The 16,585-nt window shown below is 38.5% G+C and carries 19 protein-coding genes; 13 read left to right on the plus strand and 6 right to left on the minus strand.

The window, feature by feature from the left end:
- Positions 1-136: 136 nt before the first annotated feature.
- Entirely contained in the window at positions 137-1,642 is a 1,506-nt protein-coding gene (locus H5161_RS06895; protein WP_182769067.1) for a capsule assembly Wzi family protein, read from the minus strand.
- Positions 1,643-1,853: 211 nt separating this feature from the next.
- On the opposite strand from H5161_RS06895, the gene H5161_RS06900 reads away from it, so the two are divergent.
- Together H5161_RS06900 and H5161_RS06905 are read left to right on the plus strand one after the other, a co-directional pair.
- Positions 1,854-2,927 (plus strand): glycosyltransferase, encoded by a 1,074-nt coding sequence (locus tag H5161_RS06900; protein ID WP_024604042.1) that lies wholly within the window; start codon positions 1,854-1,856, stop codon positions 2,925-2,927.
- The gene (locus H5161_RS06905) at positions 2,924-4,009 is read left to right on the plus strand and encodes a glycosyltransferase (RefSeq protein WP_182768988.1); all 1,086 of its coding nucleotides are present in this window, start codon (positions 2,924-2,926) and stop codon (positions 4,007-4,009) included. The genes H5161_RS06900 and H5161_RS06905 overlap by 4 nt, the downstream gene beginning before the upstream one ends.
- Before the next feature lies 1 nt (position 4,010).
- On the opposite strand, the gene H5161_RS06910 is transcribed toward H5161_RS06905, so the two are convergent.
- A complete protein-coding gene (locus H5161_RS06910) occupies positions 4,011-4,739 on the minus strand; it encodes a 3-deoxy-D-manno-octulosonic acid kinase (RefSeq protein ID WP_182735910.1) in 729 nt (242 codons plus the stop codon).
- Positions 4,740-4,861: 122 nt separating this feature from the next.
- Here H5161_RS06910 and H5161_RS06915 point away from each other — a divergent pair, with 122 nt between their 5' ends.
- The 6 genes from H5161_RS06915 (at position 4,862) to glpG (ending at position 10,113) form a co-directional block, all read left to right on the plus strand.
- Positions 4,862-5,920: a glycosyltransferase family 9 protein gene (locus tag H5161_RS06915; RefSeq protein ID WP_182768989.1), complete on the plus strand. Its 1,059-nt coding sequence runs from the start codon at positions 4,862-4,864 to the stop codon at positions 5,918-5,920.
- A complete protein-coding gene (gene gmhB, locus H5161_RS06920; RefSeq protein WP_182768990.1) occupies positions 5,920-6,483 on the plus strand; it encodes a D-glycero-beta-D-manno-heptose 1,7-bisphosphate 7-phosphatase in 564 nt (187 codons plus the stop codon). The genes H5161_RS06915 and gmhB overlap by 1 nt, the downstream gene beginning before the upstream one ends.
- Before the next feature lie 159 nt (positions 6,484-6,642).
- On the plus strand, positions 6,643-7,836 hold the full coding sequence (locus H5161_RS06925; RefSeq protein ID WP_002961055.1) for a glycine C-acetyltransferase: 1,194 nt from the start codon (positions 6,643-6,645) through the stop codon (positions 7,834-7,836).
- Between the two features lie 50 nt (positions 7,837-7,886).
- Positions 7,887-8,912, plus strand: a complete 1,026-nt coding sequence (tdh, locus tag H5161_RS06930) for an L-threonine 3-dehydrogenase (protein WP_024595694.1) — start codon at positions 7,887-7,889, stop codon at positions 8,910-8,912.
- A gap of 68 nt (positions 8,913-8,980) precedes the next feature.
- Positions 8,981-9,298: a thiosulfate sulfurtransferase GlpE gene (gene glpE / locus H5161_RS06935; protein ID WP_010554397.1), complete on the plus strand. Its 318-nt coding sequence runs from the start codon at positions 8,981-8,983 to the stop codon at positions 9,296-9,298.
- A complete protein-coding gene (gene glpG / locus H5161_RS06940; RefSeq protein WP_182768991.1) occupies positions 9,295-10,113 on the plus strand; it encodes a rhomboid family intramembrane serine protease GlpG in 819 nt (272 codons plus the stop codon). The genes glpE and glpG overlap by 4 nt, the downstream gene beginning before the upstream one ends.
- Before the next feature lie 3 nt (positions 10,114-10,116).
- Here the strand turns inward: glpG and H5161_RS06945 are convergent, their stop codons facing one another.
- Complete coding sequence (locus H5161_RS06945) at positions 10,117-10,515, minus strand: flagellar basal body-associated protein FliL (RefSeq protein WP_002961049.1); 399 nt, start codon at positions 10,513-10,515, stop codon at positions 10,117-10,119.
- 154 nt (positions 10,516-10,669) lie between these two features.
- On the opposite strand from H5161_RS06945, the gene H5161_RS06950 reads away from it, so the two are divergent.
- The gene (locus H5161_RS06950; RefSeq protein WP_002961048.1) at positions 10,670-11,209 is read left to right on the plus strand and encodes a chorismate lyase; all 540 of its coding nucleotides are present in this window, start codon (positions 10,670-10,672) and stop codon (positions 11,207-11,209) included.
- Entirely contained in the window at positions 11,206-12,084 is an 879-nt protein-coding gene (gene ubiA / locus H5161_RS06955; RefSeq protein WP_182768992.1) for a 4-hydroxybenzoate octaprenyltransferase, read from the plus strand. Before H5161_RS06950 ends, ubiA begins: the two co-directional genes overlap by 4 nt.
- Positions 12,085-12,122: 38 nt before the next feature.
- On the opposite strand, the gene H5161_RS06960 is transcribed toward ubiA, so the two are convergent.
- The 3 genes from H5161_RS06960 to H5161_RS06970 all read right to left on the minus strand — a co-directional run bounded on the left by H5161_RS06960 (position 12,123) and on the right by H5161_RS06970 (position 14,519).
- Positions 12,123-12,743, minus strand: coding sequence for a 2OG-Fe(II) oxygenase (locus H5161_RS06960; protein WP_154903688.1), 621 nt, complete (start codon positions 12,741-12,743; stop codon positions 12,123-12,125).
- Between the two features lie 91 nt (positions 12,744-12,834).
- The gene (locus tag H5161_RS06965) at positions 12,835-13,719 is read right to left on the minus strand and encodes a LysR family transcriptional regulator (RefSeq protein WP_002961044.1); all 885 of its coding nucleotides are present in this window, start codon (positions 13,717-13,719) and stop codon (positions 12,835-12,837) included.
- 377 nt (positions 13,720-14,096) lie between these two features.
- Positions 14,097-14,519: a DUF2721 domain-containing protein gene (locus tag H5161_RS06970; RefSeq protein ID WP_002961042.1), complete on the minus strand. Its 423-nt coding sequence runs from the start codon at positions 14,517-14,519 to the stop codon at positions 14,097-14,099.
- Between the two features lie 75 nt (positions 14,520-14,594).
- Between H5161_RS06970 and H5161_RS06975 the strand changes: the two genes are divergently transcribed.
- The 3 genes from H5161_RS06975 to tsaD are packed head-to-tail and all read left to right on the plus strand — an operon-like array spanning position 14,595 to position 16,583.
- A complete protein-coding gene (locus H5161_RS06975) occupies positions 14,595-14,948 on the plus strand; it encodes a DUF2007 domain-containing protein (protein ID WP_149603109.1) in 354 nt (117 codons plus the stop codon).
- Complete coding sequence (locus H5161_RS06980) at positions 14,941-15,531, plus strand: YjaG family protein (RefSeq protein ID WP_002961040.1); 591 nt, start codon at positions 14,941-14,943, stop codon at positions 15,529-15,531. The genes H5161_RS06975 and H5161_RS06980 overlap by 8 nt, the downstream gene beginning before the upstream one ends.
- A 38-nt stretch (positions 15,532-15,569) precedes the next feature.
- Positions 15,570-16,583, plus strand: coding sequence for a tRNA (adenosine(37)-N6)-threonylcarbamoyltransferase complex transferase subunit TsaD (gene tsaD / locus H5161_RS06985; RefSeq protein WP_165744224.1), 1,014 nt, complete (start codon positions 15,570-15,572; stop codon positions 16,581-16,583).
- The last annotated feature ends 2 nt before the right edge of the window (positions 16,584-16,585 follow it).

Consider the following 16,585-nt stretch of genomic DNA (forward strand, 5'->3'; position numbering starts at 1 on the left):
TGAGCTGTTTTCTTATCGCTATAATAGAACACTAATTTAATGCAATTGGTATAATTACTGATTTAAGTTACTAAAAATACAAAAAAGGGATGAAAACAGTGTTTTCATCCCTTTTTATTTTTAATAAAGTAACTTACTAAAAATTTAATTCATACTTAGCAAATGCTGATGTATCGTTTTCAGCACCGTCATTGTTAGATGCAAAAGCACCTAAAGTGACTCGCCCTCCCATAGAAAGCATTCTATAACGCATTTCTAGCTGCTTAGAGTTAAACCCTATTTTAGTAATAGTGTTACCTAAGTCTGGATTGTTAGGATAAAGGTCACGGTTATCGCTGTTGTAATCAACACTGCGTAATTTTACCTGCCAATCGTCTCCATTAGATAACTGACCTAATAGGGTTAAAACAACTGACTGTGCATCGTTATCATAAGTAGAGCCAATAGTGCGACCGTGGTAACGGTAACCCGATTTGTAATCTGAATGCTCATAGTAGCAATTTTCATTGGTAGACTCTGCTGAACATGAAACACCTGTATCTATGTACTCTACATTTATTAATAAGTTTTGATCATATACACGTTGTGTTGTCTGTACACCATACAAATAGGCTCTATCGGCTGGCTTAAACTGTGAACTGGCATCTTCTCCAATCGTACTGGCATATACAGCATAAGGTTGGTTGAAAAGTGTATCTGACCAGCGAATATCTATGCCTGCTAATTGATTACCTATTTTTGACTCTAATTGGCTATCACAACTAACATTGCCATCAATACATGCTGTTTGCCCAGTTATGACATCAATAAAATCACCTGCAGAGCCTGGTTGGCCGTCTCCTGCCCATTGTGCAGACCAGCTAACAGCAATTTCTAATTGTTGTATTGGGCGTATATTTAATCTACTGCTCCAAAGTAAAGCATCAGGAATTACACGTGTAGACTCAAGTTTAGCCATTTGTGCGGTAAAGCCCCATTGACCAATCCAGCTTAACCATGGTGTTTCAAAAGCAGTACTTTTTTCTCTGGTTACACTTAGTGCAGGTAAAGGTTTCGCATTACCAGACATAATTAAGCTGTTATCAACACCAGGTCCCCAAAATTGCTCAACAGCACCGGCTCTAAAAATCCAGTTACCTAAACGGTAAGCTAAGTAACTATCGTCAAGTGAGGTATCGTTACAATCGGTTAAAGCTTGCTCATCGGTAACTATATCGTCAGTCGTTTTTCCATCAACTAAACATTTTTTACCGTCTTTTCTGTAATTTATAGCTACTTTAGCTGCAAAGTTATCGCCTAAATAAGCGTAAGCTGCTGAAAGCTCTGTTTCTTGTGTATTTGTTGCACCAAAGCTTGTTGCTATGATCGGATCTGTGGCTGCAAAAGCTGATAATTGAAGACTATGCGAGCTGCTATTTTCTGATTTATATCGATGCTTAACGCGAAGTAAAGCATCTTGCAAGCTTGGAGATAATTGCTCAAGCGGCATGCTTTGCACATCACTTATAAAACTTTTCCACATAAGCGGATAGGTAGTTACAGGAGCTAAAATCACACCGGCATCAGCTAATTGTTGAATATCAGCTCTAAGACCGTAATCATCGGGTTTTACCCATGGTTCAGCATTAACTGACGCGCTCATAGCGCAAAAAAGAGTAGAAAGTAGAAAAATTCTGTTTCGCAAAGTTCAGATCCTTGTGATTTAGATTGCGGCTAAGTTTATCAACCTAAGCTTGTTATTGCAGTAAATAATCAAATTTATAGAGCTAATTTAATATATTAAAATGTAACCTAGCTATCGTAATAAGTATCTGATTGGTATACTGGAGTTCAAATAGGAAATTGAGAATGTAATGAGCAACAAACGACTTTTATTTATTCCCGTATCATCACCAGAAGGCATTGGTGAATATATGCGCTCGTTGTTGTTGGCTCAAAGTTTAAAGGCAGAACTTACTGATTCTCTCGATATTCACTTCATACTAAACAAGCATACAAGCTACGCAAAAAAGTGTCCTTTTGAAGCAACATTGCTTGAACACTCAGCGACTAAAGAGCTTGATTCTGTTTGCGACTTTATAGAGCAATTTAAACCTGACGTCGTTGTTTTTGATTGTGCAGGACGTGCAGGGCATATGAAAGCGGCTAAAAAAGTAGGCGCTAAAGTTGTATTTATTTCTCAGCATGCAAAAAAACGCGCTAAGGGATTGAAGTTAAACAGGATTAATTTAATTGATACACATTGGGTTGTACAGCCTGATTATTGTATTGAGCCACTTACATGGGCTGAAAGTGCGAAGTTAGACATGTTTCCCTTGGCACACCCTCGTAATGTAGGCCCTTTTGTTCCATTTGCTTCTTGTGAGCAAAAACGTGATGTTTTAAATCGCTATAACTTAGTATCTGATGGCTATTTTATTGTTAATGCGGGTTCTGGCGGGCATATATTAAATAATCTTAATTGTGCTGAGGTTTACTTTAAAGCCGCGCTTAAAATTACTAAGCATACTGGTTTAAAAGCAGTTGTTGTGTTTGGTGCAAATTATAATAAAGCAATTCCTAAAAGTGATGAGGTTACTTGTTTATCAAGCCTGCAAGGAACCGAATTTTTGGCATTAATGAGCCAAGCTAAAGTCGCATTACTTAGTGGTGGAGATACTTTATTGCAAGCAATTGCAGTTCAAACCCCTGTTGTGGCATGTGCTATCTCAAAAGATCAAAATACACGTTTGGATCATTGCGTTAATGCAGGTGTTGTAATAAAAGCAAATCTTGATATTGATGAAATTACAACGAAAATAGCTCAAGTTATTACCGAGCCTTTTTATAGTGAATTTATTGGTAAATATAAGCAACTCGATAGCACACATAGCTTCGACGTGATCACTACTGGCATAAAAAATATGCTTGTAGGAGATCGCTTATGAATATAGTGATTGTAATTGATTCACTAGTAGGTGGTGGTGCTGAAAAAGTAATGCTTACTTTGGCTGAAAAAATGGCGAAACTACAGCACAATGTCACTATATTATCTCTTGCGAGCAACGCTGAGTATGACATTCCTGATATAGTTAAAGTTGATAGCCTTTTTCCTGATAGAGCATCTAAAGTAGATAGATTCTGGCAGCGAAAAAATAGTATTTTGCGATTAGAAGCGTGGTTTGAAAAAAAACAAAGCGAGATTGGCAATATTGACCTAGTGCTTTCTAACCTTGATAGAAGTAATAACTTGCTCGCGCTTAGTAATATCAAAAATGTTCACTTTGTTATTCATAACTCCGTCAATGCAGAACTTGCCCGTCAAAAAAAGTTAGGTCCATTTTCATATTTATACCTTAAAAAAAGTAAGCAAAACTTAAATGGTAAATCACTTATTTGCGTATCAAAGGGTGTTGAAAAAGAAATAACACAAGGGGATTTAATTAACCCAAGTGCAATCGCGACTATTTATAACCCGTTCGATTTTGAAAAAATAAACCAACAAGCAAATGAGAAAAATAACGACATCCCAAATGAGCCTTACTTAATTCATGTAGGAAGGCTCGCTAAACAAAAACGCCACGATATATTATTTGCAGCATTTGCAAAGCTTGATAAAAAATACAAGTTAGTCCTTTTATGTAATAAACCTGCAAAAGTGTTAAAGCTTGCACAGCAATATGGCATAGATAAACAGTTAGTAGTGCCTGGATTTCAACAAAACCCGTACAACTGGATTCAGCATGCCAAAGCTTTAGTTTTGAGCTCTGATTTTGAAGGGCTGCCAACGGTATTAATTGAGGCTTTAACGGTGGGTACTCCGGTAGTTAGCACTAATTGTACATTTGGACCAAGCGAGATATTAACAGGCGAGCTGAGTAAATATTTAGTACCCGTTCAACAAAGTGAGGCATTAGCCAATGCCGTTGAGCAGGTGCTAGCAGATAAGCCAAATGTAGAAAACGCAGATATTCTAAAACAAGTACAGGCAGAGCAGGTTGCTCTGCAGTATTTAGCATTGGCTAACTAAGTTAACTTATATTAGCGAGTGTTTTGAGGTAGTTGCTGTGCAGAGTTTGCCAGTCATTCACTTGCCAATTAAATACATCATTTCGACCTTGCTCTTTTAAAAATGAGCGCTCAAGGCGTGCCATATTACTTTGTTGCCACTGTGGGTTCGGCGCTCTTATTTCACCTCTATCAAAGTCGATAATATACACATCACCAGTATCATTAAACAATATGTTATTAATGTTTAAATCGGCGTGATACACACCTTTTGAATGAAATAGCGCGATTGTTTTAGCAATGCGCTCCAACTCATCTTCAGTCAATGAGCGTTCAATTAATATATCGAGTACACTTTTAGCGCCTTTAACAGCCTCGGTAATGATATCACCACGGTAAATTAATCCGCTGTGGGTTACTTTAGCTGCAACAGGGGTTGGTACGTTTAAACCAAGCTCTATAAGCTTACTCATTAAGCTAAACTCTTTAAATACGCGGGTTTGTTCAAGTCCTGGGTATAAATATTGATCGCTTAGCAATTTACCCACTAAGCCACCGCGCCAATAATGCCTAAGTACGGCTGTTAATTCGTCTTGCTTAAAAAACCACGCAGTTGCTCGACCTTTTTTAGCGCCCACAATTTTATTTTGTTGTTGCCAATAATTTGCATCAAACCAATCGAGGGTAATTTGGCTTGTGTATTTAGGGTGGCTTAATAGCGTGTGATTGCCTTGCACGTGTTGTTTAAACATAGCTCTGTGTAATTGCTAAATAATGAGTCTATATTAGCGCGTTTTAAAGCGCAGGATAAGTGCTTGCAATAGCGTGATTATAATTTAAGATCGGCTTTTGTATTTAATACCTAAGGGAATGTGTGACTCAAGCTCCTAATTATTCATCTATTTGTATATTAAGACTCTCAGCCATTGGTGACGTATGTCATGCTGTGAGTGCAGTACAAGCTATTCAAAAGGCACACCCGAATGCAAAAATCACCTGGGTAATTGGCAAAATAGAAGCCATGTTACTTGCTGACTTACCGGGTGTTGAGCTGGTGGTATTTGATAAAAAGCAAGGCAAAGCAGCGCTTAAAAGCTTAAAGCAACGCTTCAACAACCAAAAATTTGATGTGCTTCTTAATATGCAAGTTGCATTAAGGGCTGGGTTTGTAGCGCGTTGTATTCCTGCAAAAGTAAAAATAGGGTTCGATAGGGCTCGTTCAAAAGAATTGCACAGCTTATTTATTAATAAACGAATAGACCCACAAGCCCAGGCGCATGTGCTTGAAGGCTTTAAAGGTTTTGCAAAAGCCATTGGTGTTTCTGATTATAAACCGAGTTGGGACATGCCATACACCGAGCAAGACCAAGCGGTTGCAGATGAGTTATTAACATCAGAATACCTAACTAATAAACTATTAGTAATATCGCCCGCAGCTAGTAAAGCGCAGCGTAATTGGCTCGCTGATCGTTATGCCACATTGGCTGATTATGCAAGCGAGCAAGGCTTTAAGGTGGTATTGACGGGTGGCCCAACAGAGCTTGAGATTAACCTAGCAAATAGCATTATTGAGCACAGCAACACGCCTATTTTAAATTTAGTAGGTAAAACAAAACTCAAAGAGTTGTTGTGCGTGTTAAAGCGTGGCAGCTTAGTGCTCGCGCCCGATACGGGTCCTGCGCATATGGCAGTAACAGTTGGTACGCCGGTTATTGGTTTATATGCACATTCAAATCCAGCACGCACAGGTCCTTATTTATATCAAGACTACGTGGTAGAGGTTTATCATCAAAACTTGTTTAAGCAAACAGGTAAAACGGCTGAGCAAGTACCGTGGGGTACACGCGTAAAAGGCGATGATTTAATGAGCCAAATTACAGTTGATGATGTAAAAGCGATGTTTGACCATGTTGTACAAAAAGAGTCTTTGTAATGAATGCACAACAAAAAAATAAAGCGCTTTTTTTAGATCGAGATGGCGTGGTAAATGTTGATCATGGTTATGTGTATCAAAGCGATAAATTTGAATTTATTGACGGTGTTTTTAGCACTTGTAAAGCATTTTATGATGCAGGCTATAAAATCATAATCGTCACTAATCAATCTGGAATTGGTCGAGGTTATTACACCGAAGCTGATTTTTTAGCACTGACCGAGTGGATGAAAGACCAGTTTAGTGCCCACAGCATTGCAGTTACCGATGTGTATTTTTGCCCGCATCACCCTAAAAAAGCGGGCCCTGAATATTTGAAAGAGTGCAGTTGCAGAAAGCCTGCGCCAGGTATGTTATTACAAGGCATACAAGAGCATAATATCGACCCTGCTTGCAGTATTATGGTGGGCGATAAACTCAGTGATATGCAGGCTGCGAAAAAAGCAGGGATCACTACCCGTGTTTTAGTGCGTTCAGGGCAAAGCTTTGACGAAAGCGCTAAGCAAGAAGCTGATTTAATTATCGATTCTATAAGTAGTTTACCTGCACTTTTAAACACATAAATAAACAGCCTGTAAACTGGCAGGAATTCCTTCCAACTTAGGGTGTTTGCGACGAACTGCAAACCGTGCATTTTACCCATTAAACTTTTACAATACCCCGCATAATAAACAGCCGTGAAAGTGCGGTTGTTTACCCGTTCAAATAGATGGAGAACCTAGATGAGAGCATCTGCTTTTTTTAGCCAGTTACAACAGCAAATTGAAGACGTAAAAACCGAAGGTTTGTATAAAAACGAACGTATTATTAAGTCCCAGCAGCAAGCTCAAATCGAAGTTGCATCAGGTAAAGTAATCAACTTTTGTGCTAATAACTACTTAGGTTTAGCTAATAGCCCAGAGTTAATTGAAGCGGCGCAAAATGGTTTAAATAATCATGGTTTTGGTGTGGCTTCAGTACGTTTTATTTGTGGCACGCAAGATATCCATAAAACACTAGAGCAAAAAATCAGTGCGTTTTTAGAAACAGAAGATACTATTTTATATTCTTCATGTTTTGACGCAAATACAGGTTTGTTCGAAACTATTTTAGGCGCAGAAGACGCTATTATTTCTGATTCATTAAATCATGCATCAATTATTGACGGTGTACGTTTATGTAAAGCTAAACGTTTTCGTTATGCAAATAACGACATGGCTGATCTTGAGAAGCAACTTATTGCAGCAGACGAAGCCGGTGCTAAAACTAAACTAATTGCTACCGATGGCGTGTTTTCTATGGACGGCGTTATTTGTAATTTAGAAGCTGTGTGCGACTTAGCCGATAAATATGATGCGCTTGTAATGGTAGATGACTCTCACGCAGTTGGCTTTGTTGGCGAAAACGGTAAGGGTACACCTGAGTACTGTAATGTATTAGACCGTGTAGATATTATCACCGGTACATTAGGTAAGGCGCTAGGCGGTGCTTCAGGTGGTTATACATCAGGTAAAAAAGAAATTGTTGAATGGTTACGTCAGCGTTCACGCCCATACTTGTTCTCAAACTCATTAGCGCCTTCAATTGTTACTGCATCAATTAAAGTACTTGAAATGCTTGAAAATGGCGGCGAGCTTCGCGCTAAACTTTGGTCAAATGCTAAATATTTCCGTGAGCAAATGGAAGCTGCTGGTTTTACGTGTGCAGGTAAAGATCATGCAATTATCCCCGTAATGCTAGGAGATGCCAAAGTAGCCTCGTTAATGGCTGATAAATTACTTGCTGAAGGCATTTACGTAACCGGTTTTTCATTCCCTGTAGTACCAAAAGGGCAAGCGCGTATTCGTACACAAATTTCAGCGGCACATAGTATTGAGCAACTCGATACAGCTATCGATGCATTTACCCGTATTGGTAAAGAAATGGGCGTTATTTAATTTTATTTTAAACCGAAGCCTCGCTTCGGTTTTTTAATTGAGTGTGGATTATGAAAGCATTATCAAAATTAAAAGCAGAACCGGGCATTTGGATGACAGATGCACCAAAGCCAGAAGTAGGTCATAACGACTTACTGATTAAAATTCGCAAAACAGCTATTTGTGGTACCGACGTACATATTTACAAGTGGGACGAATGGGCAAGTAAAACCATTCCAACGCCTATGGTTGTTGGCCATGAATATGTTGGTGAAGTCGTTGATATGGGCCAAGAAGTTCGTGGCTTTCAGGTTGGCGACCGCGTATCTGGCGAAGGGCATATTACGTGTGGGCATTGTCGAAATTGTCGTGCAGGGCGTGTACATTTATGCCGTAATACAACGGGTGTAGGTGTAAACCGTGAAGGTGCGTTTGCCGAATATTTAGTTATTCCTGCATTTAACGCATTTAAAATTCCAGATAATATTTCTGACGAACTCGCTTCTATTTTCGACCCATTTGGTAACGCAGTTCATACCGCACTATCGTTTGACTTAGTTGGCGAAGATGTACTTATCACTGGTGCAGGCCCAATTGGTATTATGGCAGCAGCTGTTGCAAAACATGTTGGTGCTCGCCACGTTGTAATTACCGACGTAAACGAATACCGCCTAGATTTAGCTCGTAAAATGGGGGCTTCACGCGCTGTAAACGTTGCCAATGAAAAGCTTGAAGATGTAATGAAAGAGCTAGGTATGACAGAGGGTTTTGATATTGGCCTTGAAATGTCAGGTGTGCCAAGCGCGTTTAATTCAATGCTTAATAATATGAACCACGGCGGTAAAATTGCCATGCTGGGTATTCCACCATCTGATATGGCAGTTGACTGGAACCAAGTTATTTTTAAAGGTTTAGTGATTAAAGGTATTTACGGTCGCGAAATGTTCGAAACGTGGTACAAAATGGCAAGTTTGATTCAATCTGGCCTAGATTTAAACCCAATCATTACACATCAATATTCTGTGGATGACTTCCAAGCTGGCTTTGATATGATGATTTCAGGTCAGTCAGGTAAAGTAATTTTAAACTGGGATTAGTTCCTAACAAAATTACAAGAAGGGCGGCTTTAGCCGCCTTTTTTATACTATTAATTAAAGAGATTTCAATGGCATTTAAACATATTTCTATAGCGCAAACGTTAGAGCTTTTAGATAAAGAAGACGTGGTAATTGCAGATATTCGCGATCCTAATTCGTATCAAGCCGGTCGCATTCCAGGCTCAGAAGCACTTTCTAACGGTAATATCGCACAATTTATGATGGAAAAAGAATTCGATCAGCCAATTATTATTGTCTGCTACCACGGTATGAGCTCACAAGGCGCAGCTAGCTACTTAGTTGAGCAAGGTTTTGAAGACGTTTACAGTATGGATGGCGGCTTTACAGCTTGGGAAGCTGCTTACAGCGAGAAAGTAGAGCGATGATAGAGCTTGGCAGTTTAAATAACCCGCGCGCCGCACAGGGCTTTATAGATTATTTAAAAAGCCAAGGTTTACAAGGACAATTAAGCTCCTCAGATGGTAGCAATGTCATTATTAGTGTTGCGCCTGAGCATTTTCATCAAATACAACCTTTATGGGCCGAATTTACACAAAACCCTAACCATGAACGCTATCAACAAGCTTCATGGGATGTAGGTAGCACACAATCGCCGCTTAAATACCAAGGGCAATCACTTAATCTAATGACGCGATTTAAAGCGCTTAGCTGGTTAAATCAAACCGTAAGTATTGTAAGCGTTATAATTTATTTTGCTTTTTTACTAGGTGGTTTTGAGACCATTTACACCATGATGCAGTTTAAACCTACGCAGCCTTTAAGTTGGTTAACGCCCGCCCTCGTACATTTTAGCGCGATGCATATAGTGTTTAATTTAATTTGGTGGATGTCGCTTGGTGACAATATCGAAAAACAATGCGGAAAACTCACCCTAATAGGTTTGTTTTTAGTAACTGCACTTATTAGTAATTGGGCGCAATACCTAATGGTTGGTCCTAACTTTGGCGGTTTGAGTGGCGTAGTATATGGATTACTTGGTTTTTGTTGGATTCATAGCTTTTTAAATCCTAACAAGCCTGCCCTAGTTAGTACGGCTATTATTGGTTTTATGTTGATTTGGTTAGTGCTTGGGTTTGCTGATGTATTGTTTGTAGGTATGGCTAATTGGGCGCACTTAGGTGGGTTAGTTAGCGGTATGGCTTTTGCCTATACCGCCAAAATATTTAACGCAAAACGTTAAATACTAATGATATAAATATTTAGTGAACAAGACTTCACGGATGATCTCTTGTCCTGTTTCTTCTTTTAGCAGGCTTTTTAGTTTTTCGGCGCACTTTGCACGTATTTCTTCACGGCCAGTAAGTGATTTTATTTTTTCTTCTGGTTCTTTAGATAAAATCTCTACTAGGGCATCACGAAGTAATGGCGTGTGGTGTTCAACCACTGCAATATCAGAAGTATCAGTAAGCATTAAATCAATAGTTACACGCACATAGCCCATTTTTTTACTTGATGCGCCAATGTAGTTGGTGATTATATCTGGCTCAAAACCAAAATAACCAACTGTGGATTCAGCACGAGCTGTAAAGCTTATAACGCTTACAAAGAACGTAAAAAGACCTGCGTATACTATTTTTTTCATATTTAAAGCGTTTCTTAAAACTTGTTACAAATAGTTTATACTTAATAGTAGGTAATAAACAGCGCCAAGCAATTATTTATGGTTATAAAACATGACTTTTTCAAAAGCTTTGGCAATGGTATCATCTCGTTGTTTTTTATTTTGTTGAGCTATTGTGATTACTTATCCTCTGTCTATATCTGCTAATTGGCAGTCCACTTCTTATATAAGTGACTTATCTCCTCTAGAGCAAGAGTGGCTTTTTGAACAGAATTCATTAACGGCTAAATTAAAAAGTAACTCAAAAACTTTTAATGTAAAGGTATTAAGTGAGCAGTTATTTACTTTAAGCCCAGAGCAAAACTTACTACTAAACAGCACAGCTAAAACAGCTATTAATAGAGAAGTTCTCTTACTGTGCGATAACAAACCTGTGGTGTACGCACAAAGCTGGCTTCCTAAAAATGATTCTATTAATCCTTTGCACAATATGGGCGAGCGTCCTTTAGGTGATGTGATTTTTCAAGACCCAGCATTAAAACGAACGGATATAGAAATTGCTTATTTTGATGACACGCACCCTATTCAGCAATTAGTTACAAAATTGAACTTACCCGAGAAAAACTTACTAGGGCGTCGAAGTGTATTCTCACTCAAAGAATATAAGTTTTTAGTGTGTGAAGTGTTTTTACCTGGAGCATATTTATACTCATGAAATTAGCCGCTTTAAAGCCAAAACATATTCCTTATTATATACAGTTAATGCGTATAGATAAGCCCATTGGTACCTTGTTATTACTTTGGCCAACATACTGGGCTTTATGGCTTGCTAATAGTGGGGTGCCGAGCTTACTCAACTTTATTATATTTACGCTGGGCGTTGTTGTTATGCGTAGCGCAGGGTGTGTAATTAATGATTTTGCAGATAGAAAAATAGACGGCTCGGTAAAACGCACAGCTCAACGGCCGCTAGCTTCAGGACAGGTGAGTAGTGGTGAAGCACTTAGCCTATTTTTACTACTCATAGTTATTGCGTTCATTTTAGTATTAATGCTTAGCGTCAATACTATTTTGCTTTCTTTTGGTGCTTTGGCTTTAGCCTTTTGTTACCCCTTTATGAAGCGCTATACACAGTTACCTCAAGTTATTTTAGGGGCTGCATTTGGTTGGGCTATTCCTATGGCTTATATGGCTTCAATTAATGCACTACCACAGCAGGCATGGTTATTATTTATAGCCAATATTTGCTGGACAGTGGCTTACGATACCATGTATGCGATGGTTGATAGGGACGACGATTTAAAAATAGGGGTAAAATCAACCGCTATTTTATTTGGTAAATACGACCGCCATATTATCTTTTTACTTAATGCTGTATTTATAGCGTTGGTTGCTTTTATTGGTATAAGCAATCATTTAAGTGTCGCATTTGGCGTTGGTTTAAGTATTGCTGCGGGCCTATTGGCATACCAACAAGCGCTTATTCATAAACGTGAAAGAGATGCCTGTTTTAAAGCGTTTTTAAATAATCATTACGTGGGTTTGGCTATCTTTATAGGGTTATTACTTTCATACCCAATAGCATTTTAAAAGCCTCAATAAAGGCTGTTAAAATGCTCTATTAGGAGTTATCGGGGCGGATCAATAATGCCGCTAATAGAGGCGTTTTTCCTAAACCAGCCTGCAATAGAATAGCGATCGTCAACGGCGGGAAGTACTTCGTGGGCAAAGCGTTCGCTTTCAAACATTACTAATGTGCCAGCAGTTGGTTTAATTGTTATTTCTATCTCTTTACTTTTAGGTTTATAAATAACAAGTTCGCCACCTTGCTTAGGCGTATTTAAATAAAGTACCGTTGTAAATACTCGATTAGAGCGACCTTTAAATGCATCTAAGTGCTTTTTGTAAAAATCACCCTGTGTATATTTTGCATAATGGCATTCGTAATCAAATAACCCCATAAAAAAACTGCGATTTAACGTGGTCTTTATACTTTGCATTATTGCTTGATAGGTAAGCTGTGCTTGAGAGCTACCGTCAAACCAATAGGTTTTATCAGTACGTACGGCTTTATCTATTTGTAAGTCATTTAATCGACCAATACCAGCAAGGCTAAAGTGAGGGTTTATACGGTGGCAGTCTGCAACTAAATCGTTAACTAAATCGGCAATAAGCGCGTTATGAATTACGGTATATCCTTGGCGTTCTATATCATCTAAATAGACATCAGGACCAAAAAGTGTGTTCATTCACATCAGCTGTTTAAAAAAGGTGCGACAGTGTAGCCGAAAAGCTGTTAAAAGCTACTGTTTATTGTGCCGCACTTTTTGAAACATCAGATTAGCTAAATGCAGCACCCGCTTTTTTTATAAGCGATAGTAAATGCTCTACATGTTCAGTAATCGACGTCTGTTGGCTTGTTTGTACAACGAGTTGTTCGTGGTTTAAACCTTTATTTGTTTTAAGTTGTACTAATTCAGAATTCTCTGCGATTGCATTAGCATGTTCAATGCTTGCAATAGCAAAATGATCTGATTTAACTACACCTGCCATTACTTGCTCAATACTGCCCACTTTAATACTTGATGATTTATTTAAAGAATCAATTGCTTCATTAAGCATAGTTTGTACTTGTTTAGACTCAGAGAAACAGCCAAACATCGGGTAGCTATCAAGGTTTTGTTTACTTATATCGTTTTTATGGGCAAGAGGGTGGTTTTTTGAAACAAATAACACAAGCTGATCAGGTAAGTGAATGTCACTGCCAATACTATTAATAGCTTGAGAGTATACGCTAATGTCTATTTCACCTTGTTGGAGTTTGCGTGTTAGCTCTTGCTGATCTTGTAGCTGCATCTCAATTTTTATATGAGGGTATTGAGCTAAAAACTGTCCACAAGAAATAGGTACTATGCTGCTTGCCTTATTGGTATACCCAATAACGAGCTTTTCATTGGCATTACCGTTTACTGATTGAAAAATCCGCTTTTTCGTTAGCTCAAGTTCCGATAGGGTCGTTTTAGCATATTCTAGAAAAAGCTCGCCTTCTGGCGTTAATTTAACAGAGCGTGTTGAGCGTTTTACTAACTCATATCCCATTTCATCTTCAAGTGTTTGAATGCTGCGCGTTAGCGCTGAAGTACTAATTTGGGTTTGTTCAGCAGCTTGTCTAAAATGACGTAATATACCAAGTGCTACAAATTGCTCTAATTGTTCAAATCTCACTTTATAGTCCCTTTTTATAAGTAAGTCGCAGATACCACGGACATCAAATATATTAATTTTTATTCTAAAGTTTAGTAAAATTCTATATTGAAATACGGTTGCAAGTTCATACGTGTTTCCAGCAGGATACCCCCCTTTTAGTATTAATTAAAGAGAAAAGCGACCAAATAGTATTACTTTTTAAATTCATAATTAGTTGTTTATTGTATTTTATCTATGTTTTTGCAATGGGCTAGCTAAGTAAACTTATTTGTAGTCAGTAAGTTAGTTAGTATATTTGGATTAAATTGTTCTAATTAATAAAAAAGTACGCCCCAAAAAGGGGCGTTCATACAACATAATTGTGACAAATAATAGAGTGTTTTATTTATAATAAACTATTTTACAAAATTTCTATTTATTCGGCTACTTAGTGGTTTATTTTCAATGCTTTGCAGTTCTATCTCGATTGCATCACAGGAAATATGTATTTCAAATAAAGACGTTAATAACGATAAACTTAAGCAAGCTAAGCTAATGCCAAATAAAATAATTCCTGTGGCATTAAACTCAATAAATAATGCAAACATTGATAGTGTACACAGTAGAAAAGAGGCTACCCCGTACACTTGCATCGTTCTAATTAGCTTAATGCGTTTACGTAAGTTAGTGATTTGAGCCACTACAACAGGCCGAATAGATTCACCTTCACGCGCATTTAGCTCCCTAATTAATTGCGCTAAAACTAAAAATCGGTTTGTATAGGCGAGTAATAGCAGCGATATGGCCGGAAAAAGTAAGCCTGGGGTTGTTAGTGTCATGTTTATTCCTTAAAAGTACAGCATGCTAATAATTTAGCGCAGGATATTGTTAACACAAAATAAATGAGGTGAATATTGCAAAATATTAATAATAACAATTCAACAGATAGCTCTTTTCAATGGGTTACAATTTATAAAGCTGAAAATACCTTGGAAGCGAATATCGTAAAAGGCTTAATACAAACTGCCGCAATAGAGTGTAAAATTAAAGGCGAGATGCTCCAAGGGGCGCTTGGAGAAATTCCATATGATCAGGCGCAAGTTAGTGTGCAGGTTTATGCGATAAAAGAGCGCCATGCGCGGCAAATATTGGTAAACTATCAACAAGTAAAACAATCCGCTCCAGATTGGGTATGCCCTAATTGTAATGAGCATAATGGATCAACATTTGATTTTTGTTGGTCGTGTGAGACGTTAAAGAATGACTAAAGCAAATAATTTTCAGCGTATTAGAGAGCTTAACTATTTACAAAAGGCCGTCTTAGCAAGTGCTTTAATAGAGCGAATGCTGCCAAATTACGGTTTATTTAGCGAAGCAACGGGGTTTGGTGATGAAACCTTATTACGTAATTCGCTTAATGTTTGTTGGGAAAAAATCTTACTGCCTAAAAGTAAAATAGATCTCGAAAAACAAGTTGAAAAAATAGAGCCAAATGTTCCTGAACTTGCTGATTTTGATATGTTTGGTACTTATCCTGCTATTGATGCTGCAACGTCTTTACTTAGCTTAATGCACGGTTTAGTGGCGCAAGATGAGCAAGAGTTCATTAGTGTGAGCAAAATATCTCAAGCAACAGTGGCTCGCTTTATTGAATACCAAATGACGGTTGAAGGTGAGATTGCTGATAACACAGCAGTGAGAGAGCACCCATTAATGCAGTACGAAATTGAAGTATTAGGTGAGCTAATTGATTTTGTAGAAAATATGGGGCGTATTACCTCTGATAGCGTAAAGGCACTTAAAAAGTTTGCCCTTGAAGATGGCCAAACAAATATTGGTCTTACGTTATAAAAGAAGCAAAGTAGAATTTAAAAGGCAGGAGAAGTACAGTGCGAATTTTAGGCATTGAATCGTCATGTGATGAAACGGGTATTGCAATATATGATGACGAAAAAGGCTTGTTAGCTCATCAATTATACAGCCAAGTAAAAGTACACGCTGATTACGGCGGTGTAGTGCCGGAACTTGCATCGCGCGATCATGTTCGTAAAACATTACCACTTATAGATGCAGCATTTGCGCAAGCAGGTTGTGGCCCTGAAGATTTAGACGGTATTGCTTATACTGCAGGCCCAGGTCTAGTTGGTGCATTATTGGTAGGTACGTCTATTGGTCGCTCATTAGCATACGGCTGGGATATACCTGCGGTAGCAGTACATCACATGGAAGGGCATTTACTTGCTCCGATGCTTGAGGAAAATACCCCTGAGTTTCCGTTTATTGCATTGCTTGTATCGGGCGGTCATACCATGATGGTTAAAGTAGCAGGTATTGGACAATACGAAGTACTAGGTGAGTCAGTTGATGATGCCGCAGGCGAGGCCTTTGATAAAACGGCTAAGTTACTTGGTCTTGATTACCCCGGTGGTCCACGCTTAGCTAAAATGGCCGAACAAGGCGTAGCAAAGCGTTTTGTATTTCCTCGCCCTATGACCGACAAGCCAGGACTTGATTTTAGTTTTAGTGGTTTAAAAACAGCGGCATCAATCACGATTCGTGAAAATGACGACGATGATCAAACCAAAGCTGATATAGCGCATGCATTTCAAACTGCGGTTATTGATACCCTCGTTATTAAGTGCAAGCGTGCGCTTAAACAAACAGGTATTAAGCGTTTGGTTATCGCCGGTGGCGTAAGTGCGAATACACAGCTTCGACTGCAGCTCGAACGCGTAATGAAAGGTATGAAAGGCGAAGTGTTTTATCCGCGTACTGAATTTTGTACCGACAATGGTGCAATGATTGCTTATGCCGGAATGCAACGTTTAAAAGCAGGGCAATTTGCCACGCTTGATATGAAAACAAAACCTCGTTGGCCTATAGATAGCCTTGAGCCGATTTAATG

The sequence above is a fragment of the Pseudoalteromonas sp. SG43-5 genome (genome assembly GCF_014164345.1).
In the GTDB taxonomy this organism is placed as follows: domain Bacteria; phylum Pseudomonadota; class Gammaproteobacteria; order Enterobacterales; family Alteromonadaceae; genus Pseudoalteromonas; species Pseudoalteromonas distincta.